This window comes from Streptomyces sp. NPDC101165 (assembly GCF_044768135.1).
In the GTDB taxonomy this organism is placed as follows: domain Bacteria; phylum Actinomycetota; class Actinomycetes; order Streptomycetales; family Streptomycetaceae; genus Streptomyces.
Map to the genome: position 1 here is coordinate 91,851 of NZ_JBIWPG010000014.1, position 23,626 is coordinate 115,476.

The following is a 23,626-nucleotide window of genomic DNA, read 5'->3' on the forward strand; positions in this document are numbered from 1 at the left end:
TCCATCTGGGGTCATCCAAGAGATCGATAGCCACGGCCTTCTTTTGTTTTTCTTCGGCTCGCATGATGTCGGTTGAGGGAAGAATCACGGCATATCGTCACTTTCTTATTGCCGCCGAGGTGCAGTAACAGAGAAATACGTACCGATTCGATTGGCAACCGGAGGTCGATGTGGAGCATCTGGATGGCCTCATTTTTCACCCAGAAGGAGCCTTTCATACGTGTTGCGTTTTGACATTTCCCTGTTATACTGTTAAGGACGCCTGAATAGGTGACCGGCAGGATGAAGGAAGGAGGAATACCGTCACAAGAGCCAGATAAGGCCGCTGCCTCGCTGGAATTTTCGGACCACTTAGTTAAAGTGGTGGTGATTTTCGTGGTTGGGGAAAATAGGTCGACAAGTTCGAGAAAGCCCTCTATTTCAAAAGAAAACACAGAAACTGGCACTTCCGTACCACCACCCGAATCCACCGACGCAGAGACTGACGAAAGTGAGTACATTCGTCAGTACGTGGAGCGGGTGTCATCGCGTCCGAAGTCCAAAGCTTATAAACCTCCACCTTCGAGCAAAATAAGCCCAAAACTTAAGAATCCTGGATATTTTACCGGGATGTCTAAGGGTACTTGAGGCGACACAACCTAGGACTCCACGTGCAGGTGGAGCTTTTTTTGTTTTTTCGCTTTGTAATCCGTCTTACATCTTTCCTCGTTCTGGCCTCGTATAATCCGTCCTCATATGGCAGAACGAGCAAGACCTACATTTGATGAACAGGCAGTCGCCAAGGCGTTAGGGACCAAGGCCCAAGAGGTCACCGATCCCGCCTACGGCCAGGGGCAGCACTTCCAAGTTCGCTCCGACAAGGCGTTTCTGAGCCTGGACACCTTTCCTGAGGCCGGCGTTTCTCGCATCACGACCAAGGGTGCGAGGATCGAGCTGTTCGGCGGGATGCTGCCTGCTGTTGAGGACGAGGGCATCGTCTTTCTTCAGAAGGACTCAGACCACGAGCACTCAACCGTGGCTCTACATTCTGATGGCGCGCTGACGCTGGGATACCAGGTCGACACCGGCCCAACCTCCGTCGCCGGTCTTCCCGACGACGTTGAGGACACCGCGCAGATTATTACCAACCACGAGGCCGTCCAGACACCGACCGAGGAACCTTCGGAGCCTGAGGCCCCGTCGGTCGTAGTCGCTGGCCCCAAGCCTCCGGAGAAGACCAAGCTGGAGCGTATGCCCGGTGCCTTCCCTGACGAGCGACCGATGATCCAGCAGGTCAGTACCGAAGCGCTTGATCCGACGACCAACGGCCACGTCCAGCCGGCACCCAAGGTGCCGCAGGACGCGCAGGAGCACCCACTCGATCGCGCTGCACGGATCAGAGCTCAGGACCAGCCCCGTAAGAACGACGTCGAAGCCAAGGAAGCTGAGGACGCTCAGCGGGTGAAGCTGGTCGGCCGGCTTGGCCGTACCCCCACCTTTCGAACGACCGCTGCTGGCAAGCTCATTGGGAAGTTCCCCCTCGCCGTCCATCTTGAGAACGGCGAGACCGAGTGGCACGACATCCTCGCCTTTGGCGACCGCGCTGCTGCGATCCAGAAGCGCGTTGAGGCCGAAGAGCTGGGCAAGGGCAACGAGGTTGAGGTTGTTGGTTACCGCCATGAGCGGGAGTACAAGGCACGAAACGGTGAGATGAAGACGGCGCGGGAGATCAACTCAGTGGCAGTGGTTCGCCGCTGAGCCTCGATACCTCGATGTCCGAGGTTTCTGTTCCGATCGTAAGTAAGAAGGATTCATCTCCCGCGTACCTATTACGTCCGTCGACTTTCTCTCTCGACTTGCGGCCATCACCCTCTGCTCGTAGCCTGGTTCTGTAGTCTGTTAGCGCGCATCGGACCGGCGAGGTCTGAACCCATGAACGACTTCCTGTTGAATCGTAAATGGTGCGATGAACATCCAGACTTCCTCGTTCGCTTCCTTGACACGCTTCCCCTTAACAAGGTGTCGTCGGCGATCTTTGAGCATGCGCGACAGATCAGGACTGAAGAGGAGAGAAAGTCAACCCGTGAGCTTTTCGGGCTTGGGACGGTACTCATCCTCTACGTTGATACGCGTCAAAAGGCCGAGAAGGCTGGCACGTTTGAACTTAAGCCGCCTCTTCCAGATGAGGAGCTGCCGCCGTATCTTCGAAAGCGTGTCCCCTGCTTCCAGCACTGTGGGCGTACCTTTCGTACCGCCAACCTGACACTGCCCACCACAACAGGTGGGATAGTAGCGCCTCCTGCAACACCGAGGATAACGGCATGCGATGACAGCAGGAGGAAAAGCCGTGACTGCGCGCGGGCAGAGTGCAGTGCGTGTAACGAGCTGTATCGGCCCCCAGATTTCCTTGCTGGGAAGGTGCATGAGGCTATCACCGAAGGGCGATACTCAGGCTCCCAGCGTGCGTTTCTTGAGCGTTGGCTTCGCCTCCTCGAAGAGGAGCAAGTCGAGGAACGGGCCATTGCAGCAGTCACGACAGAACCGGTTGTCCTCGGGCGCGATCTCACAACCAACCAACAGATCACTGTCTCCGGCGAGGAGCTGTGTTCAGGAACCTACGTTCTCGGCACGCAAGGTGCGGGCAAGTCCTCGCTACTTGAGCACATTGCCCTTCGACGTCTGGAGCAGGGCGACAGCGTCATGGTGATTGATCCCCATGGACAGCTGGTCGATAACGTCATTGCCCGGATGCCCAAGGACCGTAGCCAGGACACGTATCTCCTCGACCTTACAGATGCGCGCCACTTCCCGTTCCACCTCAACCTCTTCAACTGCGTGGAGCCCGCAGACGAGACAGAGCGAGCCCGTACCCGTGGTCGAGTGCTTCGGGTATTCCGCCGCATCTGGCCGGAGATCGAGACCGGCCAGTACGCCGAGAAGATCCTCCGGCACGTCACCAACACGCTCATCTACCACCCCGAGTGCACGTTGGCTGACGTTCCTGGATGGTTCCGTACACCCGAGGCTGTTGCTCCAGCCCTGCGTGAGATCCAGGACGGCTACACCCGCGCGTTCTGGGAGCATGACCTCTTGTCACTATCTGCCCGTGAGCGCTCGATCCAGACAGAGCCGTTCCTTAACCGGCTCGGCCGACTCCTCTCAGACGACTTGTTGCGTCGCCTGCTGTGTTGTCCAGGGCCACTCTTGGATGTGACGAAGCTTGTCCAGCAACGTCGGAGTCTTCTCGTCAAGCTCCCTGTCGATGCCGACATCACAGGAGAGGCCGCCAGCCTTGTCGGAGTCGCGCTCTTCTCGCTCATCTACGCCACAACCTTTGACGAGCGGGACAAGGACTGGAGGGATAGCTACACGTTGATCGTGGACGAGTTCCAGAACTTCGTCACCAGCGATTTTGTCAAGCTTTTCGTCGGCGGGCGAAAGTACGGCGCCAAGCTTGTCCTCGCCCACCAGTACATGAATCAGCTTGACCAGCCCGGCCTGGACGTGAACAGGCGTGGTGTCCTCACGGCTCGAAACATCGTCTGCTTCCATTCAACGCCCCATGATGCGGTCGAGGTCGCGCCAGGCGCATACCCGCGAACGCGAAGTCGCCCTCACGCTACAGGAGGTCATGCTGCGTTCGCCCGACCTGGATAGACACCGGGACATCTCCGTGCGCTACCTGCCTGCACTTGGATCACTCAACGTGTGCGGCGACTGGTACGACGTGGTCGATCTGCCGCCCGATCGCTATTCCATCGCCATCGGAGACGTCGTCGGTCACGGCCTGCATGCTGCCGCCGTCATGGGCATGCTGCGCAGCGCTCTGAGCGCTGCCATTCGGGCCGTTCCCAGCCCCGCGCAAGCCCTGGAGGTACTGGGCCTGTACGCCCGGGCAGTCGACGGAGCACTGGCTACCACCGTCGCAAAAGTGCTCATCGACCCGCGCAGCCGACTGATCATCTACAGCAACGCCGGTCACCCACCGCCGGTATTGCTCCATCTAGACGGCAGTTGCGAGCTGCTGGACCAGGCGACCGACCCACCGCTGGGTGCTCGACCAGATCATGTCCCCCGCCCCCAGGCCGGGCTGCCCTACACCCGGGGAGACACCCTCGTGCTCTATACCGACGGGCTTATTGAACGCCGTGATGAAGACATCGATACGGGCCTGGCCCGGTTGACCGACGCCCTCGCCCAGCACAGCACTCTGCCAGTGGAAGAACTCGCCGACGCACTGCTGTCCCACTTGGGCGTCACCGGCGGCAGCCGGGACGACATCGCCCTCGTCGTCGTTCGTCTGTGACCGTTTCATGAGCAGCCAGCCACACACTTAGCTTGTGCCGGAGGCTTACGTGCTCCAGGCAAGAGGCTCATCTGTGGGTGAGAAAATGTGAGACGAAAACCTAGAAACGATCAAGGGCCTTGTCTCACCGAAGTGATCCAAGGCCCTGATCTGCGATGACAGTCCATCGAACTGTCGGGACGACAGGATTTGAACCTGCGACCCCTTGACCCCCAGTCAAGTGCGCTACCAAGCTGCGCCACGTCCCGATGCCCGTTTGACCTGGGGTTTCCCCGGTCGAAACGCGCAGGGAAACAATACCGCACTCGGGTCGGTGGTCGCGCACCCTTTCCGGTTGACCTCAAGCTTGGTTGAGGTTGCACGATCTTCCACATGAAGATCGCAGCGGACGACATCCGCACCTACGGCTACGACGACCTGCCCCGGCTCATGGCACTCATGACGGGCGACGAGAAGCACGGCCCCGCGGCCACCTCCACGCTCGACGCGCTGTGGGTACTGTACGACCGGGTTCTGCGGGTCACGCCGGAGCGGCGCGAGGATCCCACCCGGGACCGGTTCCTGCTGAGCAAGGGGCACGGGCCGATGGCGTACTACGCGGTGCTGGCGGCGAAGGGTTTCGTGCCCGTCGAGTGGCTGCCGGGGTTCGGGGCGTACGACTCCCCGCTCGGGCATCACCCCGACCGGGTCCTGGTGCCGGGGGCCGAGATCGGCAGCGGCTCGCTGGGACACGGGCTGCCGATCGCCGTGGGCAGCGCGCTGGGGCTGCGCGCGCAGGGGCTGCACGAGCCGGGCGTCTGGGTACTGATCGGGGACGCCGAGCTGGACGAGGGCAGCAACCACGAGGCGATCGCCTTCGCCGGGCCCGCCGGGCTCGAACGGCTGCACACCGTCGTGATCGACAACTCCTCCGCCAGCCATGCCCGGCCCGGCGGGATCGCCGCCCGGTTCGAGGCCGCGGGCTGGTCCGCGGTGACCGTCGACGGTCGGGACCACGAGGCCCTGTACGCCGCGTTCATCGCGCCGCACCCCGGGCGCCCGCATGTGGTCGTCGCCCGCGTAGAGCCGAAGAACGCCTGATCCCCCGTCCGTCCCGTCCATCCCGTCCATCCCGTCCGTTCCGTCCGTTCCGTCAGAACTCAGTGGAAAGGGTCCAGCCCTCATGGACACCATGCGTGACCGTTTCGCTCCCGTCGTCTCCCGGCTGCTCGACCAGGATCCGCGGGTCGCGGTCGTCCTCGCCGAGATCGGCAAGGACGGCTTCGCCGAGGCCCTGCGCCGCCATCCGCACCGGGTGATCAACGTCGGCATCCGCGAGCAGCTGCTGGTCGGGGCCGCCGCCGGGCTCGCGCTCACCGGGCTCAGGCCGGTCGTGCACACCTTCGCCAGCTTTCTCGTGGAGCGGCCCTTCGAGCAGGTCAAGCTGGACCTCGGGCACCAGGACACCGGGGCGGTGCTGGTGAGCGCGGCCGCCTCCTTCGACTGGCCGGCCGGCGGCTACACCCACATGGCGCCCGGCGACGTGGCGCTGCTCGACACCCTGGACGGCTGGACCGTGCACGTGCCCGGACATCCCGACGAGGCCGAGACGCTGCTGCGGCACGCGGTCGCCGCGGGGGACGACAAGGTGTACGTCCGGCTCTCCGCGCAGGCCAACCAGCAGGCGCTGGCGGTCGACGGGGAGCACTTCCTGACGGCCCGCGAGGGGCGCGCCGGTGTGGTCGTCGCGGTCGGGCCGATGCTGGACGTGGTGCTCGCGGCGACGGAGGGCCTGGACATGACCGTGCTGTACGCGACGACCGTACGGCCCTTCGACGCGGCCGGACTGCGCCGGGCCACGGACTCCGCGGGCACGGACGTGGTCCTCGTCGAGCCCTACCTCGCGGGAACGTCGACGGCAGCAGTGAGCGACGCGCTGGCGGATGTCCCGCACCGGGTGCTCGGCCTCGGCGTGGGACGTCGTGAGCTGCGGCGGTACGGCACGATCGCGGAGCACGTCGCCGCACACGGGCTCGACGCACGGAGTCTGCGGGAGCGGATCGGAGCCTTCGTGGGGGCGGGGCGGGCGTCCGTGCGCGCGTGAGGCCGGCGGCACTCTGGCACCCGGGCGGGAAGCCATGCGAGCCGAACCTTGGCGCCGCCTCGGTGCGCGGACGAGAGCCGATGCGAGCTCGACTGCGGCGCCGGCGCCAAGGACCGATACGAGCCCGGCTGCGGCGCCGGCTCGGGGCCGCGGCCAAGGGCCGACACGAGCCCGACTGCAGCGCCGGCTCGAGGCACGGACAACAACCCATGCGAGCCCGACTACGGCGCCCGCTCGGTGCGCGGACGGCAGCCATGCGAACCCAGCCAAGGCACCCCCGTCCAGAACCGCGTGGGAGCCCACCCCGGTCCACGGTGGCCCCCGCTCGGTACGCGGACGGCGGTGATGCGAACCAGATCACGGCGTCCTCGTCCAAAACCCGCGCAGGAGCCCACACGAGCCCGGCCGCGACGCCTCCTCAGTACGTGGACGACAGCCACGCGAACGCGGCCATCGCACCCCGGTCGAGAGCACCCACGGAGCCACACGAGCCCGGCCCCGGCGCCTGCTCAGTGCGTCGGCGTCTGCGCCTCCGCTCGTACCAGGCCCCGTATCGCGGGGACCGAGAGCAGGGCCGCGGCCACCAGCACGCTCATCACGGCGGAGACCAGCAGGACGTGGTCGGCGCCGAGGGCTGCGGCCGCCGGGCCGGCGAGGGCCTGGCCCACGGGCATCATCGCCAGGGAGCCGGCCACGTCGTAGGCGTGGATGCGGTTGAGGACGTCGGACGGAACCTGGGTCAGCACGCTGGTCGACCACATCACCCCCCAGAACGACATCCCGGCCCCGGCCACCGCGGCCCCGGCCGCCATGGCCGACACGCCGAGGCCGGCGCCGACGGTCGCCGGGAAGCCGAAGAAGGCGAACAGGGCGAGCGCACCGGCCCGCAGCATGCGGCGGGGCCGCAGTCTGAGGGCGAGCAGTCCGCCGATCACGGTGCCGGCCCCGAGGGCCGAGTTGACCAGGCCGTAGGCACGGGGACCGTGGTGCTGGACGACCTCGGTGGCGACGAGCGGGACCGTCGGCCCCCAGACGGCGATCATGTACACGCACCACACGGCGATCACGCCCCACAGCCAGGTACGCGACCGGAACTCCCGCCAGCCCTCGACCATGTCGGCGCGGAAGGCGCGCAGGCCGGGGCCGGCGGCGCGGGCGGCCGCGGGGAGCGCGGGCAGCCGGAGGAGGAGCAGGCACAGGGCGCTGGTGGCGTAGGTGGTGGCGTGCACGGCGAACAGGCCGCCGGGCGAGACGAAGCCGACCAGGACGCCGGCGACGGCCGGGCCGGCGAGCTGTGCCGACGACTCGGCGATGCGGATCGCGGCGTTCGCCCCCTGGACGTCGGGGGCGAGACGGGGCACGGTGCTGGCCACGCCCGGCTGGAAGACGGCCGCGGCCGCGCCGTTGACGACACCGATGGCGCAGAGCTGCCACAGGACCACGTGCCCGGTGAAGAAGAGACCGGCGGCGAAGGACTGGGTGACGAGCCGGACCAGGTCGGCGCCGATCATCAGTCTGCGGGTGCTGAACCGGTCGGCGATGACCCCGCCGAGGACGACGAGTCCGGCGAAGGCAGCGACGGAGGAGGCCATGGCGAGGCCGACCGCGCCCGCGCCGTACCCGTGCTCCAGCAGACCGGCGGCGAGCGCCACGGGCAGCATGGTGTCGCCGAGGCGGGCGACGGCACGGGCGACGAAGAACAGCGCGAAGTCCCGCGACCAGACGGCCGGGGGCTCGGCACCGGCCTTGCGCCGAACCCGGGAGACGATGCCCTCGGTGTCACGCCGTGCGTCCGTACCCGTCACTCGTACGCCCCCGTCCCTGCCCCGCGGGATCCCCGCCGCGCGGGATCATGTCACGCCGCCCCTGCCTCCGCCGAGGGATTTTCAGCTGCCGCCGGGCAGGCCCAACTCCGGGTAGGAATCCAGGAGTCGGGGCGGGGCGGCCTGCCGCCAGGAGTCGGCGAGGATGTCGCGCAGCTCGTCCTCGTTCTCCAACGCGGCGAGTCTCGCTCTCACCCAGGCGAACTGGGCCTCGTGGTCGGCGATCCAGAACTTCGCCGGCTCGGCCATGACCAGTTCGTCGCGCTCCTCCTTGGGACAGCGCACGGCGATGGACGTCTCGTCCTCGGGCAGCGTGGCGAACATCTTCCCGGCCACCCGGAACGTGGGCATGCTCCAGGCGATCTTCTCCGTGGTGTCCGGCAGGGACAGGGCGATACGGCGTACGTCTTCAGCGTCCGGCATGCCACGCACGGTAGCCCCTGCCACTGACAGTCACCCGGTCGGCGGACCCACCCGCTTGTAGTAGAGGGTCGTCGGGCGCAGTTCGCCCGCCGGGTTCGCCGCGTAGTCGGGGAGGGTGCCGGCCTCGGTCCAGCCGGCCGAGCGGTAGAGGTGTTCGGCCGGGCTGCCGGTCTCGGTGTCCAGGTGCAGGAGGGTGATGCCGGTGGCGGCTGCCTCGTCCTCGGCGGTGGTGAGGAGTCTGCGGCCGAGGCCCTGCCCGCGCGCGGACCGGTGCACCATCAGCTTCACGAGTTCGGCGCGGTGGCGGCTGTTGGGCTTGTCGGGCAGGGCGAGGCTCACCGTGCCGGCGACGCGGTCCGTGTCGTCCACGGCCGCCCACACCGCCAGCCGCCCGGTCGCCACCGCGTCGGCCCGCTCCCGCCACCAGGCGGCCGCCTCCGCCCGCCCGAGCGGCGCGAGGAAGCCGACCGAGGCGCCCCCGGCCACGGTGTCGGCCAGCAGTCCCGCCAACTCCTCGCTGCCGTCCCGTACTTGGGCCTCGTTCCAGCGCAGCACCCTCACGGTCGCACCACCGCCAGCGCATAGCGGGCCCCTTCCGGCCCGGCGCAGCGGAACCTGGTCGGCCCGAAGACCCGCATCCGCAGGCAGTCGCCCGCGTCGAGACGGTGGCCGGTGTCGCCGACGGTCACCTCCAGCGCGCCCTCCAGGACCCACAGATGCTGTTCCAGGCCGGACACGGGCGGGCGGTCGTACGCGATGTCGGCGCCCGGGGCGAGCCGGCCCTCGACCAGTTCGCCGCGCAGGCCGGCGTGCGGCGGGGACACGGACCGGCGAACGAACCCGGAGGCGCGGTCCTGCCACACCTGCTGCTCTGCCGCCCGCACCAGCGGGGCCGGTTCCGCCTCGACCTCGCTGAGCAGCTGGGACATGGTGCGTCCGTAGACGTGGCAGACGCGGTTGAGGACGACCGCGGTGGCGCTGATCTCCGCGCGCTCGGCCCGGGACAGGGTCGACCTGCTCACTCCGCTGCGCTCGGCCAGCTCCCCCAGGGACCAGCCGTGTCGAGCCCGGAGTTCGGCCAGCCGCGCACCGATCCGGGCGTCGACGGGGTCGGGATCTTCGCTTCTCATATCCGGGACGCTATCCCGGATATGAGAAGCGCATGTTACGGAAGGCTCACGCCTGCGCCGCCTCCCCCAATGCCTCCAGCACCTGGCGGATCAGGGGGTGTCCCTCGGCTCCTCGCCGTACGGCCGCGAAGACCCGTCGGGTCGGGGCCACTCCGTCGACGGGGCGGACGACGACACCCGTGAGGTCCATGCCGCGCAGGGCCGAGCGCGGCACGAGGGCCACGCCCGCGTCGGCCGAGGCCAGGGCGACGACGGCACGGAAGTCGTCGGAGGAGTGTTCGAGGCGGGGCTGGAACCCGGCGCTCTCGCAGGCGAGGACCACCACGTCGTGGCAGGGGTTGCCGGGGTACGGGCCGATCCACGGGTCCTTGGCCAGCTCCGCCAGCGGAACCTCGGGGGCGTCGGCGAGGCGGTGGCCGAGCGGGACGACCGCGTCGAAGGGCTCGGCGTACAGGGGCACGTGGGTGAGCCGGGGGTCGTCGGCGGGCGGCGCCCCGCGGTACTCGACGGCGACCGCGACGTCCACCTGCCGGTCCAGGACCATGGGCAGGCTGGCGTCGCCCTCGGCGTCCTGGACGCGGATGCGTATGCCGGGCGCGGCGGCCGCGAGGCGGGCCACCGCGGGCGCCACCACCTGGGCGATGCCGGTCGCGAAGGCGGCCACGGTGACCGTGCCGGCCTCCCCCGAGCCGTAGGCCGCAAGCTCCGCCTCGGCCCGCTCCAGCTGGGCCAGGACCGCGTTGGTGTGGCCGAGCAGGATCTCGCCGGCCGGGGTGAGCCGTACGCCCTTGGCGCTGCGCTCGACCAGGCGGTGCCCGGTCTCCTGCTCCAGGGCCGCCAGCTGCTGGGAGACGGCGGACGGGGTGAGATAGAGCGCGGCGGCTGCCGCCGTGACCGTGCGGTGGTCGGCCACCGCACGGAGGATGTGGAGCCGCCGGGCTTCGATCATGGGACCAATTATCTCAGGGTGTCCGCACTGGTCAGGCCGCCAGCTCCGCGCGGGCGGCGATGAAGGCGTCCACGGCCCGGTCGACGTCCTCGGTGGAGTGCGCGGCGGACAGCTGCACGCGGATGCGGGCCTGGCCCTGCGGGACGACCGGGTAGGAGAAGCCGATCACGTACACGCCCCGCTCCAGCAGCAGCTCCGCCATACGGGCCGCCTCGGCCGCATCGCCGATCATGACGGGGGCGATGGCGTGGTCGCCGGGGAGGATGTCGAAACCCTCCTCGGTCATCCGGCGGCGGAACAGTGCGGTGTTCTCCGTGAGCCGGACACGGAGGTCGTCGGCCGACTCCAGCAGGTCGAGGACCTTCAGGGAGGCGGCGGCGATCACCGGGGCCAGGGTGTTGGAGAACAGGTACGGGCGGGAACGCTGGCGCAGCAGGGCGACGATCTCGGCGCGGGCGGCGACATAGCCACCGGAGGCACCGCCGAGCGCCTTGCCGAGGGTGCCGGTGATGATGTCGACGCGGTCCATGACGCCGTGCAGCTCGGGGGTGCCGCGGCCGCTGGGGCCGACGAAGCCGACGGCGTGCGAGTCGTCGACCATGACCATCGCGTCGTAGCGGTCGGCGAGGTCGCAGATCTCGCCGAGCGGGGCCACGTAGCCGTCCATGGAGAAGACGCCGTCGGTGACGATCAGCTTGCGCCGCGCGCCGCCCTCGGTCGCCTCCTTGAGCTTGGCCTCCAGGTCCGCGAGGTCGCGGTTGGCGTAGCGGAAGCGGCGGGCCTTGGACAGGCGGATGCCGTCGATGATGGAGGCGTGGTTGAGGGCGTCGGAGATCACCGCGTCCTCCTCGCCGAGCACGGTCTCGAAGACACCGCCGTTGGCGTCGAAGCAGGAGGAGTACAGGATCGTGTCCTCCTGGCCGAGGAACGCGGACAGGCGCGCCTCCAGCTCCTTGTGCACCTCCTGGGTGCCGCAGATGAAGCGCACGGAGGCCATGCCGTAGCCCCAGCGGTCCAGGGCCTGGTGGGCGGCGCCGATCACCTCGGGGTGGTCGGCGAGGCCGAGGTAGTTGTTGGCGCAGAAGTTGAGGACCTCGCCGGGGCGGCCGCCGGCGCTGACGTTGACGGTCGCGGACTGCGGGCTGTCGATGACCCGCTCGGGCTTGTGCAGGCCGGCGGCACGGATCTCGTCGAGGGTGGCACGCAGGTCGTCACGGACAGAGCTGAACATGAGGGGGCTCCTCTGAAGGTGCTGGCGGAAGAAGGGGGTTACGCAGTCCAGTCCAGGATGATCTTGCCGCCGGTGCCGCTCGCCGCGTCGGCGAAGGCCGCCTCGAAGTCGCGGTAGCCGTACCGGCCGGTGATCACCGGGGCGAGGTCCAGGCCGCCCTCCAGCAGGACCGACATCGCGTACCAGGTCTCGAACATCTCCCGGCCGTAGATGCCCTTGATGGTGATCATCGAGGTGACGATCCGGGACCAGTCGACCGGGAACTCCTCGGCGGGCAGGCCGAGCATCGCGATCCGGCCGCCGTGCGTCATGTTGGCGATCATGTCCCGCATGGCCTCGGCGCGGCCGGACATCTCCAGGCCGATGTCGAAGCCCTCGCGCAGACCCAGCTCCCGCTGCCCGTCGGCGATCGAGGTCCGGGAGACGTTCAGGGCGAGGCTCACGCCGATCTTGCGGGCGAGCTCCAGGCGCTCCTCGCTGACGTCGGTGACGACGACGTTGCGGGCGCCGGCGTGGCGGGCCACCGCCGCCGCCATGAGGCCGATCGGCCCGGCACCGGTGATCAGGACGTCCTCGCCGACCAGCGGGAAGGACAGCGCGGTGTGCACGGCGTTGCCGAACGGGTCGAAGATCGCGGCGACGTCGAGGTCGACGGGGACGCGGTGCACCCAGACGTTGGACGCGGGCAGCGCGACGTACTCGGCGAACGCACCGTCCCGGCCGACACCGAGGCCGATGGTCGCCCGGCACAGGTGACGGCGGCCGGCCAGACAGTTGCGGCACTTGCCGCACACCAGGTGGCCCTCGCCGCTGACCCGGTCGCCGACCCGGATGTCGGTGACGTCGCGGCCGGTCTCGACGACCTGCCCGACGAACTCGTGCCCGAGCACGAGCGGAGTGCTGATGGCCTGCTGCGCCCAGCCGTCCCAGGCCCGAATGTGCAGGTCGGTGCCGCAGATACCGGTCCGCATGACCTTGATCAGTACGTCCCCGGGACCGATTTCGGGCTCGGGTACGTCCGCGAGCCAGAGGCCGGGCTCCGCCTTCTCCTTGACCAGCGCCTTCAACGCTACGGCTCCTGTGGGTGAGGTCCCGGCCGCAGGCATACCGAAGCAGCCCGCACCAGGTCAGAGGGGTGGAATCACCCTGCAATCTGCCGGACGCGCGAGCCGGGGTCCATCGAGCTTTTCTTAACCGCGGCCTCAGCTTTCCTTCACGCCTCCCGGATTCCCACGGTCGTGTCGGTCCCCGCGGGCACCTCAGATCGGCAGCCCGTCGGCCTCGGACCGTTCGATGCGTACGACGAGTTCGGCGGCCAGCGCCTTGATGGTCTCCAGCCCGGACCTCCCCCAGGCCCGGGGGGCGACGTCGAAGGCGCACACGGTGCCGAGCGCCATGCCGGAGCTGTCGATGAGCGGGGCGCCGAGGTAGGAGCGGATGCCGTACTCGTCCACGACCGGGTTGCCGGCGAAGCGGGGATAGTCGCAGACGTCCTCCAGCACCAGGGCCTTGCGGCGGACCACCACATGCGGGCAGAAGCCGTGGTCGCGCGGCAGGACACGGCCGACCTCGGGCCTGCTGCCGTCCTCCCGGACCACCGGCGCGGCCACCGGGGTGCGCAGGCCGGCGAAGTACTGGTGGTCCTCGCCGACGAAGTTGACCATGGCGTACGGCGCGCCGGTGAGCTGGGCGAGATGATGCGCGAAGGCGTCGAGAGCGGCTTCGGGTCGCTCCCCCAGGCCGAGTCGGCGCAGTCGGGAGATGCGGGCGGGCGCCTCCCTGTCCTCGGGGGTGAGCAGCAGACCCCGGACCGGTCGGGGCGGCTCGTAGCTCATGGCCGGGCTCCGGCGCTGTGGGCGTGTCGCATGGGGCGGCTCCGTGGGCGGTATGGCTGGATCACATGTGGGCGCCGTGGCTCGGCGCGGGCGCCGGGGCGTGGGCGATGAGGTGGCGTACGAGGGTGAGCAGGGTCTGCACACCGGAGCTGGAGATGCGGGCGTCGCAGCAGACGACCGGGATCTCCGGGTCGAGGTCGAGGGCCACGCGCACCTCCTGCGGGTCGTACCGGTAGCCGCCGTCGAACTCGTTGATGGCGACGATGAAGGCGAGGCCGCGTTCCTCGAAGAAGTCCACGGCCGCGAAGCACTCCTCCAGACGGCGCGTGTCGGCGAGGATGACCGCGCCGAGCGCCCCTTCCGACAGCTCGTCCCACATGAACCAGAACCGCTCCTGCCCCGGCGTGCCGAACAGGTACAGGACGTGCTCCGGATCGAGGGTGATCCGGCCGAAGTCCATGGCGACCGTCGTCTCGACCTTGTTCTCGATGCCGTCGAGGTTGTCCGTGGCGGCGCTGACCGTGGTGAGCAGCTCCTCGGTGCTGAGCGGGGCGATCTCGCTGACCGCTCCCACGAAGGTGGTCTTGCCGACCCCGAACCCGCCCGCCACCAGGATCTTGAGGGCGGTCGGAAACGGGTCAGAGCTGTCGTCGTAGTCCATCGAGCACTGCCTCCAGCAGAGACCGGTCAGTGGGGTTGTGGTGGAACGCGGGGGGCTTGGTGGTCAGCGCCCCGCAGTCGACGAGGTCCGAGAGGAGCACCTTGGTGACCACGGCGGGCAGTTTCAGATGCGCGGCCACCTCGGCCACCGAGACGGGCGCGCGGCACAGGTCGAGCGCCTGGGCGTGCTCGGGGCCGAGGTAGCCGAGCGGGGTGACACCGGTGGCCATCACCTGCGACATCAGGTCGAGGGCGATGCTGGGCTCGGTGCGGCCGTTGCTGACCGTGAACGGGCGCACCAGCCGTCCGGCCGCGTCGTCGAGCCAGGGTCCGTCGCCGGCTGCGGCCACGTTCAAGGCCTCATCGCCGTGGATTCGACGGCGTGCTGCCGGGGCGCAGTCACCAGGTACGGGCGGACGCTCTTGACCAGCATCGCCATCTCGTAGCCGAGCACGGCGGCGTCGGCCTCGCGGCCGGCGAGCACCGCGAGGCAGGTGCCGGAACCGGCGGTGGTGACGAACAGCAGCGTCGAGTCGAGTTCGACGACGACCTGGCGGACGTCCCCGCCGTCGCCGAACCGGATCCCCGCGCTGCGGCCGAGGGAGTAGAGGCCTGAGGCCAGGGCCGCCATGTGGTCGGCGCTGTCCGGGTCTAGGCCGTGCACGGACTTCACCAGTCCGTCGCACGACAGGAGCACCGCGCTGTTGGTGTGCGGTACGCGCTGCACTAGGCCGCTCAGCAGCCAGTCGAGGTCGGATGCCTGGGCGGTCGGCGCGTCGCTCGCCATGGTGGATCGACTCCTTGAGGTACGAAGGTCAGCGGGAGCGCTGGGGGTGGGGGGTGGTGCGGGACTGACGAGGGTGGTCATCCGGCCGGTGCGCTCCCGTCGGACCGGCCGGTGCCCTCGGACACGGGCGCGTGCGTGTGCATCTGGGATATGGGCGTCTGGGCCAGTGGGTTGGCCGCGTCCATGGGGTGGGCAGCCATGGGGTTGGTGCCCAAGGGGTTTGCGTCGACGTGTGTGGGGCGCACCTGGGGCGACACCGTGGCCGGTGTCCTGTGGGCCGGGCCGGCGTCCAGGTGTCCGGGCACCCCGCGTGCGGCCTCCGCACGGGGTGAATCCCCGTATGCCGACTCCATGTTCTGCTGTGCCTCGGCCAGTCCGATCCCGCGCTGGAAGGCCGCCATCAGGCCGGGGTCGTGGCCCGGGACGACGTCGCCGTCCTGGCGGGGAACCGGGCCGCCGCGCAGTTGGGGAACGATGTGCTCCTGGGCGCGCCGGCGGGGCAGTTGGGGCTTGCCCATGGTGCCGCGGACCGCACCGGTGCGCGGGCTGGGCAGGGTGCCCGCGTGGGCTTCGAGCACCGACCGGTCCTCGGCGTTGACGCCGGGGACGGCCTCGGCGATGTTGGGCCGCTGTTCATGCGTGCCGCGCACGGGCAGCGGGGGTGGCGAGCCCGCAGCCGGTGAACCCCCGTTCCGGTCATCCCCGTTCTGCATGCCTCCGTGCGCGGGGATACCGCTGTGCTCGGATCCGTACGGCGCGTGCCGCCGCCGTCCGGCCGCCGGGTCCGGTCCTGTCCCGCCCTGCCCTCCGGCCCGGGCGCTGCTCGGGTCACTCGTGCCGGCCGCGCCCACCGGGCCCGCCCCGGCCACGGTTCCCGGCCGGTGCTCCACGGATGCCGGACGCCCCTGCTGGGGCACCTGCGGGCTCCGCACCGTGTCCTGGGGCTGCGGTGCTGCCCCGGGTACACCCCGCGTCGTGCCCAACAACGCCTCCGGGACCACGAGTACGGCCTGCACACCGCCGTAGATGTTGGTCTGCAGGCGCACGCCGATGCCGTGGCGCCGGGCGAGCTGGGAGACGACGTAGAGGCCGATCCGGCCGTCGGCCAGCAGGCTCGCGACATTGACCTGGTCGGGGTCGGCCAGCAGGGCGTTCATCTTGTTCTGTTCGCCGACCGGCATGCCGAGTCCGCGGTCCTCGACCTCCACGGCGAGCCCGGAGGTGACGAGGTTGGCGCGGAGCAGCACCTGGGTGTGCGGGGCGGAGAACACCGTGGCGTTCTCGACGAGTTCGGCGAGCAGGTGGATGACGTCGGCGACGGCGTGGCCGCGCAGTTCGCCGTCGATGGGCGGCACCAGCTTGACCCGGGAGTACTGCTCGACCTCGGCGATGGCGGAGCGCAGCACCTCGGTCATGCTCACCGGGTTGCTCCACTGCCGACGGGAGACGGCGCCGCCGAGCACGGCGAGGTTCTCGGCGTGCCGTCGGATCCGGGTGGCCAGGTGGTCGACGTGGAACAGGCCCTTGAGGAGTGCGGGGTCCTCGATCTCGTGTTCCAGGTCGTCGAGGATCGAGATCTCCCGGTGCACCAGGGACTGGAGCCGCCGTGCGAGGTTGACGAAGACCTCGAGCTTCTGCTCGCTGCCCGCCTGGCTGGAGAGCTTGCTGGCCTGCACGACGGCGGTGACGGCGCCGTCGTACGCGTGGGCCAGGTCGGCGGCGAGCAGCTCGAAGTCGTCGGCGTCCTGCGGCGGCCGGCGGCGCGGCCCCCGCTGCGGCGGGGTCTCGCCGTGGCGCAGCGCCTCGACAAGGGCACGCAGATCGGCCTCGCCGCGTGCGGCGCTGCGGCGCAGGGCGCCGACACGGTCGCTGACCGAGCGGGCGGCCCGGTCCGCGGCGACGGCGGCGATCATGATGCCCGCGACGGTCACCGCGACCGCTCCGGCGAGCACGGCCCACAGGGTGGGCGCGGGGCGTACGCCGGTGGAGCGGATGCTGAACAGGACCGCCGCACTGGCGCTGAGCGCGACCGCGACGGGCGGCAGCACGGCGAGCCGCATGAGCTGAGGCCGTATGTGCGTCTCGGGCAGTGCGGGAACGGGTCGGGCGACCGGTCGTCCGTGCCGGCCGCCCTCACGGCGGTCGGCGCGGGCGGCCGGTGCACGGAGGTGAGACATCTGCGTCCTCGTACTGGTCCGTCGGGCTGCCATCCGGACACTCACAGTAGTCGCCTGCGCATCAAGTGCGGTGGGCAGTTGACAAAGTCACCCGGAGAGGGTCCCGCTCTGGTATGAGGCTTCGTACGACAGACCGATAACCGTGCCACACTCATCGATCCGACCCGAAAGAGATCGAAAAGACCTGCTCAAAAGTGGTCACGGCGACGAGGGGCCGATCCGAACGCCGGAGCCCTCCCCCCTTCACCTCGATCCCGGCATGAGGCACAAGGACCCCACCGAAGCACTCCGGCCACCCTCCACCCGGTTCGAGAAATTGTCACGGAGAGTATCAGTCGTGGCCTTGACTCAGGCTTGGACAAAAGTCGCCCAGGCAGCCATAGGGTGGCCTGATGTTCGATCGGTTGGAGATCACGGTGCTGCCGCCGGGACCGCGCTTCCCTGCCCAACTGCGCTTCTGGGTCAACGGCGAGGACGTGATGGAGCAGGTGCTGGGCCCTGGGGGCCGAGGGCCCCTGGCAGCGGAAGCGTTTCCCGTCGGGCTCCCCAGCCCGCTGCGGGCGACGTCCGAGCCGCGCCGTGTGCAGTTGGGCGAGCCGGAGTGCACCGGGGGGTGCTGCGGCTTCCCCACCGTGGTCGTGCAGCGCATGGCGAATGTCGTCCAGTGGTCCGGCTGGCAGGTTCCCCACGGGGAGGGCCGACTGCTGGAATTCGACTTCGACGCGAACGAGTACGACGCAGAGGTGGCCCGCGCCGAGGCAGATCTCGGGTGACCGGTCCCCTGCACTAGTGGACGATGCGCGTGGCAACCCCGTCCTCGGGGTTGCCGTACTTCGAGATCAACTGGGCATCGCTCATGCGGTCGACTTCTTCGCTTCGCTCGACGGGAAAGATCACGTGGGTGTCCCGGTCCGTCCAGTACTCGATGACGCGATGTGTGTCGGTGGCTCGGCTCATGCTGTGCTCCCTCGCTGCGCGTGCGGACCAGGTTGCATCTGCGCAGGTCGAGGGTCAATGGGAGTAGGGGCTTCCGTTTCAACAATCGAAAGAGTAGGTTCCGCTTACCCCGCGTCGGCGTCCTTCGAGACGCCGGCCCGCCGATCCCGGGACGGCGGGCCACGCGGGGGCCAAGCGCCGCCCGCCGGATCATGCGCCCGCAGGAAGGGCCCTGGACCCGGTCGTGGTCGAGGCACCCGCACGGCGGGCGCCTCGACTCCTGCTGTGGGGGTGTCAGTCGAGTGCCGTGGCGCAGAACTGGACCAGCCCTGCGTCGACGTCCAGGATGATCCGCTCCATCTCCGGCCACGGCGGGTGGAAGCCGCCGGGTTCGTCGCCCCACTCGATGGTGAAGCCGAGGATCTTGCCCTTGTGCTCGTCGGCGCGGTGCCGGGAGTAGGCGTAGTCGTCGCTGGTTCCACAGGTCGGGTAGAGGTGGAAGGCGGACATCGGGGTGTAGGCACGGCCCCGTACGCCGTTCAGTGCCGTGCAGAACTGTTCGGCGAGCACCACGGCGTCGTCGGCGTCGGACTTCGGCAGGTACTCGGCGTACGTGTCACCGGACAATCCGCGCCGGTGGTCGAAGTCCGGGTTGAGGAAGTTCTGGGCCGGGGAGGCGGACTGGTTCTCGTCGTCGCCCCAGACGGTCAGCATGTCCTCGGAGTAGCTGTGCACGTCGACGAGCCAGCGGGTGCGCGGGTAGGTGTCGAGCAGCCAGCGGACGTTGCGGGTCTCGGGTTCCGAGAAGGCGTGGGGCCCCTGGTAGACGAGTTCGCCGGGGTCGTCGGAGACGCGGGGAGCCGCGTCCGGGTCGAACGCGGTACGGAAGTCGAAGAGGAAGTCGTAGTTGCGATTGATGTCGACGCCGATGCGGTCGGGGTCGCCGTCCGACTGTGCCGGGTTGCGGTTCTTGCGCCACATCGGCTCGGCGGTCTGGCTGTGCAGCCGGCCGTCGGGATTGACCAGCGGGAAGACGACGATCTCCAGCTCGTCCAGGATCCTGTGCACCTGGTCGCTGGTGAAGCTCGTCCCTCCGTAGATCAGGCCGGTTCCCGCGTCGTACGCCTCCAGCAGGTCGGCGGCGAAGTGGACCAGGATCTCGCAACTGCCCCATTCCCGGGCGTGGACGCCGCCGATCAGGACGGCGCAGTCGCGGGTCCCGGCCGGGGCTGCGCCGATCCGCAGAGCGTGACCGGCGCGGCCCTCGACCGAGGGTTCGGGCAGGTCGATGAGTCGGCTCGTGGCCGGGAAGGCGGTGGCCAGGCTGGTCACGGCGGACTCGACCTCGGTGATGTTCAGGTACGTCATGGCGCTCCTCCCGGGCGCTATGCCTTGACGGCCAGCCCGTGCGGCACGGCGTCGTCGGGGGCGAACCGGTCCCCCTCGCCGACTTCGGCCTGGCGGGCGAGTCCCTTGGCAGTGGCGTTCTCGACCGTGGTGACCGACACCCCGTCGCGTTCGAGGGCCTCGGCCTGTTCGGCGGTGACGTAGGCGTCGATGCTGCACCTGCCGTCATCGGCTCGGCGGGGGCTCCCGCCGACGTCGGGATGCGCGTCGCGCAGGAGGGCGCGCAGGGTTTCCTCGTCCCGGGCGGTGACGCGCACGCGAAGGACGGGTTGGGATGTGCTGGACATGACCGCTTCTTCCGGCGCCGCCGGGCGCGCCACAAGGCCACCCGGCGGCGCGAGTGCCGCGTGTGAGGACCGTGCGGATTTCGACGATCGGTGACGTTGAATCGGTGACGTTGAACAACGCCGGATGACGTTTGATGGCATTTACGCCATATATGTACGTCGTATTCTCAGGGTGCTCCGCCGCGATAGAAGGCGTCAAGGGGGACCTCGGGCAGGCCGCTCAGCAGCCTGTCGAGGCCGGCCGCCAGTTCCCGCTCGTCGTCGTACTCGGCGAAGTGCGGGACGAGGGCGCGCAGTCGTGGGTAGTCGGCGGCGGGCAGCCGGTGCAGGCCGAGCCGGAGCATGAGGTCCGGCTCGGCGCTGTCGTCCACCACCTGGCGCTTGTCCACGAGGAGGCAGCCGAGGGTCCAGGCCACGAAGGTGCGGTAGACGGTGAGCACGGTGGGATCGTCGAATCCGGCGCGCGCCAGGACGGCGAGCACGTGCTCGGTGAGCTGGAGCCAGGACTGCGGGCGGCGGGCCACGGGCACGGCGAGCGGCCGGGTGGCGACCACAGGGAGGATCTCGGGGTGGGCGTGCACGACATACGCGAACGCCTGGGCGATCCTGCGCAGTTCGGCCCGCCAGGGCGGTTCTTCCGGTACGGCGCCCGAGTCTGCGCGGGCCTGCTGCGCCGAGGTCCGCAGCCGCTCGTTGACCTCGTCGAAGAATGTCTCCACGAGGCCGTCGAGGAGGGCTTCCTTGCCGGCGGTGTACCGGTAGAGAGCCATCGGCTCCACGCCCAGGTCGGCGGCGAGGCGGCGCATGGTCAGGGCCGCGAGCCCCTCACGGTCGACCAGGGCGACGGCCGCGGCGAGCACGCGTGGGCGGCTGAGGCGCCCCCGTCTTTCTGGGTTGTCTCGCCGCGCCATGGCCGCACTCCGGATACGACGTACACTTCATCAATAATTGTACGTTTTATCCGGAGAAATGCGCAGAGCCGTCGATCACCCGTGGTCGAGCCCCTTGCGCACGCCGGGCTCGGCGGCCAGCGCCCCGAGCGCACGCCAGGTGCGGCGGACGGTTCCGGAGACGCCTCGCCACCAGGCCTCGGCGGGGAGTTTGCCGGCGGGCTCGAAGGGCTCGCCGGGCCGGGGCAGCGCCACCGCCTGACCGGCCTCCTCGGCGGCCTCCTTGGTCCACTCGCCGGGTTCGGCCCACGAATGCGGGGCCAGGTTGAAGGTGCCCCAGTGGATCGGCATCAGCACTCCGTGCGGGGCGCCGCCCTGGAGATCGAGGTGGGCGCGCAGGCCCTCCCCGGGGGTCATGTGGATGTCGGGCCAGAACTCGCTGTACGCGCCGATCTGGATCATCGTGGCGTCGAACGGGCCGTGAGCCGCGCCGATTTCCTTGAAGCCCTCGAAGTAGCCGGTGTCACCGCTGTGGTAGACCCGGTGCTCCTCGCCCGCCACGACCCAGGACGCCCACAGGGTGTGCTGGGTGTTGCGCAGGCCGCGGCCGCAGAAGTGGCGGGCCGGGGTGGCGGTCAGGGCGAGTCCGCCGATCTTGGTGGCCTCGTGCCAGTCGAGCTCGCGCAGCCGGTCCGCGGACACGCCCCAGTGCTCGAGATGGGCACCGACGCCGAGCGGCACGGCGAACACGGTGTCCGTGCCGGCCAGCGCCTTGATCGTGGGCATGTCCAGGTGGTCGTAGTGGTCGTGCGAGACGACCACCACGTCGACCGGGCCGAGCGCGGCCAGCGGCAGCGGCACCGGGTGCAGTCGCTTGGGCCCGGCGAAGGGGAACGGGGAACAGCGCTCGCCCCAGACGGGGTCGAACAGGACACGGTGGCCGTCGATCTCCACGAGCACGCTGGAGTGCCCCATCCAGGTCACCCGCAGCCCCGTGGCCGGCGGCTTGGCGAGGTCCGCCAGGGTGGTGGCGTGCACCGGGACGGTGCCACGGGGGGCGCGCAGCGGCCGGGTGTCCTTGTCCAGGAACACCTTGGCGAAGTCGAGCATGGAACCGGAGGGCCGGGTGCGGGCGGTGCCGCCGGGGTTCTGGAAGACGCCGTCCTTGAAGTGGGGGGAGCGGCGGATGCGGGCCATGCGCTCACCGCTCGGTTCCGCGCCGAAGGCCTCGGGCTGAAGCATGCCGAGCCCGAAGCTCTGGGAACGCAAACCGGTCACGGTACCTCCTGGTGGAGTCGCTGAGGTCCTCCATTATGGTCGGCACCTCCGACAGGCCGGGGTGGCCGGGGTCACAGGCCGGCGTCCTGCGTGCGCCGCTGAGCATCCGTCGCACGTTGACAGGCCGTGCACCGGCTCCGAATACTGACTCGCGATTCAGTAACACTCACCGGGAGACCCCATGACCGCCCCTCTGATGTCGCTCGTCTGGACCGACCACATCACCGGCCGCCGGGGTTTCCTGGTGGTGGACCGGCTGGTGCGGGGCGTGGCCAGCGGCGGGCTGCGGATGCGGCCCGGCTGCACCCTGGAGGAGGTCGCCGGACTCGCCCGGGGCATGACGATGAAGGAGGCCCTGCACTACAACCCCGAAGGCCGTTACGTCCCTCTCGGCGGCGCCAAGGGCGGCATCGACTGCGATCCGCAGGACCCCGGGGCGTACCGGCTGCTCGTGCGCTATCTGCGGGCCATGCGCCCGTACATCGAGAGCTTCTGGACCACCGGCGAGGATCTGGGCCTCACCCAGGACCTGGTGGACCGTGCGGCGGCGGAGGCAGGCCTGGTCTCCTCCGTGCAGGCCGTGTACCCGCTGCTGGACGACGAGGCGGCGGCCCGCGAGCGGCTCGCGCACGCCTTCGCGGTCGAGGTGGACGGCATCGGCCTGGACGAGCTGGCGGGCGGCTGCGGGGTCGCCGAGTCGGTGCTGGCCGCCCTGGACCGGGCGTCGGTGCCGTACCGGGGCACCCGGGTGGCCGTGCAGGGCCTGGGCACGATGGGCGGGGCCACGGCCCGCTTCCTCGCGCGCGCGGGCCTCACCGTGGTGGCCGTGGCCGACGTCAAGGGGACCGTCGCCAACCCGGAGGGGCTCGACGTGGAGGCGCTGCTGGCCGCGCGGGACTCCTACGGCACGGTCGACCGCTCCGTGCTGCGCCCCGGCGACCGTGAACTGCCCGGTGACGCGTGGCTGTCCGCTGAGGCGAAGGTGCTGGTGCCGGCCGCGGTGTCGTACGCGATCGGCACCGCCGAGCAGGAGCGGATCACCGCCCGCTGGATCGTCGAGGCGGCCAACATGCCCGTTCTGCCCGAGGCGGAGGCGCTGCTGACCGCGCGCGGGGTGACCGTACTGCCGGACGTGGTGGTCAACTCCGCCACGAACGCCTGGTGGTGGTGGACCCTGTTCGGCGACATCGGCCCGGACGCCGACGAGGCGTTCGCGCACATCCGCCGTGCGATGCGCGCCCTGGTCGACATGATGCTCACGCGCGCGGAGGCCGACGGTACGACCCCGCGCGCCGCCGCCCACGCCCTGGTCACCGACCGCCTGCCGGTGATCGCGGAGCGCTTCGGTTGGTACCGCTGACACAGGCCGTGCGCCCCTGGCCCGCGGCACCCGAAGTGGCCGAGGGAGCCAGCCCCTTGCGGCGCGGCCCCGAGCGACGGATTAG

The 23,626-nt window shown here is 69.4% G+C and carries 24 protein-coding genes, 1 tRNA gene and 1 pseudogene; 7 read left to right on the forward strand and 19 right to left on the reverse strand.

The features are described from left to right. Positions 1-11: 11 nt before the first annotated feature. Positions 12-500, reverse strand: coding sequence for a hypothetical protein (locus ACIRVH_RS28700; RefSeq protein WP_403958800.1), 489 nt, complete (start codon positions 498-500; stop codon positions 12-14). Between the two features lie 235 nt (positions 501-735). On the opposite strand from ACIRVH_RS28700, the gene ACIRVH_RS28705 reads away from it, so the two are divergent. The 3 genes and pseudogenes from ACIRVH_RS28705 to ACIRVH_RS28715 all read left to right on the forward strand — a co-directional run. After that, entirely contained in the window at positions 736-1,737 is a 1,002-nt protein-coding gene (locus ACIRVH_RS28705) for a single-stranded DNA-binding protein (RefSeq protein WP_403958803.1), read from the forward strand. A 174-nt stretch (positions 1,738-1,911) separates the two neighbouring features. Beyond that, positions 1,912-3,636, forward strand: coding sequence for a type IV secretory system conjugative DNA transfer family protein (locus ACIRVH_RS28710; protein ID WP_403958805.1), 1,725 nt, complete (start codon positions 1,912-1,914; stop codon positions 3,634-3,636). After that, positions 3,560-4,285 (forward strand): annotated as a pseudogene (locus ACIRVH_RS28715) (PP2C family protein-serine/threonine phosphatase); the annotation flags it as partial. The gene ACIRVH_RS28710 and the pseudogene ACIRVH_RS28715, both read left to right, overlap by 77 nt. Before the next feature lie 174 nt (positions 4,286-4,459). Here the strand turns inward: ACIRVH_RS28715 and ACIRVH_RS28720 are convergent. Then, a tRNA-Pro gene (locus ACIRVH_RS28720) sits at positions 4,460-4,533 on the reverse strand. 124 nt (positions 4,534-4,657) lie between these two features. On the opposite strand from ACIRVH_RS28720, the gene ACIRVH_RS28725 reads away from it, so the two are divergent. Together ACIRVH_RS28725 and ACIRVH_RS28730 are read left to right on the forward strand one after the other, a co-directional pair. Beyond that, positions 4,658-5,365 carry a transketolase gene (locus tag ACIRVH_RS28725; protein WP_403958807.1) on the forward strand — a complete coding sequence of 236 codons (708 nt, stop codon included), beginning with the start codon at positions 4,658-4,660 and terminating at the stop codon, positions 5,363-5,365. Between the two features lie 82 nt (positions 5,366-5,447). After that, positions 5,448-6,368 carry a transketolase family protein gene (locus ACIRVH_RS28730; RefSeq protein ID WP_403958809.1) on the forward strand — a complete coding sequence of 307 codons (921 nt, stop codon included), beginning with the start codon at positions 5,448-5,450 and terminating at the stop codon, positions 6,366-6,368. A gap of 509 nt (positions 6,369-6,877) precedes the next feature. Here the strand turns inward: ACIRVH_RS28730 and ACIRVH_RS28735 are convergent. From ACIRVH_RS28735 to ACIRVH_RS28790, 12 genes are all read right to left on the reverse strand, one after another. Continuing rightward, the gene (locus ACIRVH_RS28735; RefSeq protein WP_403959163.1) at positions 6,878-8,137 is read right to left on the reverse strand and encodes an MFS transporter; all 1,260 of its coding nucleotides are present in this window, start codon (positions 8,135-8,137) and stop codon (positions 6,878-6,880) included. 117 nt (positions 8,138-8,254) lie between these two features. Beyond that, complete coding sequence (locus ACIRVH_RS28740; RefSeq protein WP_403958811.1) at positions 8,255-8,614, reverse strand: MmcQ/YjbR family DNA-binding protein; 360 nt, start codon at positions 8,612-8,614, stop codon at positions 8,255-8,257. Positions 8,615-8,644: 30 nt separating this feature from the next. Continuing rightward, positions 8,645-9,175 (reverse strand): GNAT family N-acetyltransferase, encoded by a 531-nt coding sequence (locus ACIRVH_RS28745; RefSeq protein WP_403958813.1) that lies wholly within the window; start codon positions 9,173-9,175, stop codon positions 8,645-8,647. Beyond that, positions 9,172-9,744, reverse strand: a complete 573-nt coding sequence (locus tag ACIRVH_RS28750; protein WP_403958816.1) for a helix-turn-helix domain-containing protein — start codon at positions 9,742-9,744, stop codon at positions 9,172-9,174. Before ACIRVH_RS28750 ends, ACIRVH_RS28745 begins: the two co-directional genes overlap by 4 nt. Positions 9,745-9,790: 46 nt before the next feature. Continuing rightward, a complete protein-coding gene (locus ACIRVH_RS28755) occupies positions 9,791-10,693 on the reverse strand; it encodes a LysR family transcriptional regulator (RefSeq protein ID WP_403958818.1) in 903 nt (300 codons plus the stop codon). Positions 10,694-10,724: 31 nt separating this feature from the next. Further along, on the reverse strand, positions 10,725-11,924 hold the full coding sequence (locus ACIRVH_RS28760; RefSeq protein ID WP_403958821.1) for a glycine C-acetyltransferase: 1,200 nt from the start codon (positions 11,922-11,924) through the stop codon (positions 10,725-10,727). A gap of 38 nt (positions 11,925-11,962) precedes the next feature. Continuing rightward, the gene (gene tdh, locus ACIRVH_RS28765; protein WP_403958825.1) at positions 11,963-12,991 is read right to left on the reverse strand and encodes an L-threonine 3-dehydrogenase; all 1,029 of its coding nucleotides are present in this window, start codon (positions 12,989-12,991) and stop codon (positions 11,963-11,965) included. Positions 12,992-13,183: 192 nt separating this feature from the next. Continuing rightward, entirely contained in the window at positions 13,184-13,759 is a 576-nt protein-coding gene (locus ACIRVH_RS28770) for a GAF domain-containing protein (RefSeq protein ID WP_403958827.1), read from the reverse strand. A gap of 61 nt (positions 13,760-13,820) precedes the next feature. Further along, positions 13,821-14,420 (reverse strand): GTP-binding protein, encoded by a 600-nt coding sequence (locus ACIRVH_RS28775; RefSeq protein ID WP_403958830.1) that lies wholly within the window; start codon positions 14,418-14,420, stop codon positions 13,821-13,823. After that, positions 14,398-14,769, reverse strand: coding sequence for a DUF742 domain-containing protein (locus ACIRVH_RS28780; protein ID WP_393470319.1), 372 nt, complete (start codon positions 14,767-14,769; stop codon positions 14,398-14,400). Before ACIRVH_RS28780 ends, ACIRVH_RS28775 begins: the two co-directional genes overlap by 23 nt. Before the next feature lie 2 nt (positions 14,770-14,771). Then, the gene (locus ACIRVH_RS28785; protein ID WP_403958834.1) at positions 14,772-15,206 is read right to left on the reverse strand and encodes a roadblock/LC7 domain-containing protein; all 435 of its coding nucleotides are present in this window, start codon (positions 15,204-15,206) and stop codon (positions 14,772-14,774) included. A 77-nt stretch (positions 15,207-15,283) separates the two neighbouring features. Further along, positions 15,284-17,383 carry an ATP-binding protein gene (locus ACIRVH_RS28790; protein WP_403958837.1) on the reverse strand — a complete coding sequence of 700 codons (2,100 nt, stop codon included), beginning with the start codon at positions 17,381-17,383 and terminating at the stop codon, positions 15,284-15,286. Positions 17,384-17,775: 392 nt separating this feature from the next. On the opposite strand from ACIRVH_RS28790, the gene ACIRVH_RS28795 reads away from it, so the two are divergent. Then, positions 17,776-18,156, forward strand: a complete 381-nt coding sequence (locus ACIRVH_RS28795; protein WP_403958840.1) for a hypothetical protein — start codon at positions 17,776-17,778, stop codon at positions 18,154-18,156. 13 nt (positions 18,157-18,169) lie between these two features. Here the strand turns inward: ACIRVH_RS28795 and ACIRVH_RS28800 are convergent, their stop codons facing one another. From ACIRVH_RS28800 to ACIRVH_RS28820, 5 genes are all read right to left on the reverse strand, one after another. Further along, positions 18,170-18,340 carry a hypothetical protein gene (locus ACIRVH_RS28800; RefSeq protein WP_403958842.1) on the reverse strand — a complete coding sequence of 57 codons (171 nt, stop codon included), beginning with the start codon at positions 18,338-18,340 and terminating at the stop codon, positions 18,170-18,172. A gap of 273 nt (positions 18,341-18,613) precedes the next feature. Beyond that, positions 18,614-19,687, reverse strand: coding sequence for a M14 family metallopeptidase (locus tag ACIRVH_RS28805; protein WP_403958845.1), 1,074 nt, complete (start codon positions 19,685-19,687; stop codon positions 18,614-18,616). A 17-nt stretch (positions 19,688-19,704) separates the two neighbouring features. Then, positions 19,705-20,013, reverse strand: a complete 309-nt coding sequence (locus ACIRVH_RS28810; protein WP_403958848.1) for a hypothetical protein — start codon at positions 20,011-20,013, stop codon at positions 19,705-19,707. A 167-nt stretch (positions 20,014-20,180) separates the two neighbouring features. Further along, entirely contained in the window at positions 20,181-20,873 is a 693-nt protein-coding gene (locus ACIRVH_RS28815) for a TetR/AcrR family transcriptional regulator (RefSeq protein WP_403958851.1), read from the reverse strand. Positions 20,874-20,999: 126 nt separating this feature from the next. After that, positions 21,000-22,181 (reverse strand): MBL fold metallo-hydrolase, encoded by a 1,182-nt coding sequence (locus ACIRVH_RS28820; protein ID WP_403958853.1) that lies wholly within the window; start codon positions 22,179-22,181, stop codon positions 21,000-21,002. A 181-nt stretch (positions 22,182-22,362) separates the two neighbouring features. Here ACIRVH_RS28820 and ACIRVH_RS28825 point away from each other — a divergent pair, with 181 nt between their 5' ends. Next, positions 22,363-23,541, forward strand: a complete 1,179-nt coding sequence (locus ACIRVH_RS28825; protein ID WP_403958856.1) for a Glu/Leu/Phe/Val dehydrogenase dimerization domain-containing protein — start codon at positions 22,363-22,365, stop codon at positions 23,539-23,541. The last annotated feature ends 85 nt before the right edge of the window (positions 23,542-23,626 follow it).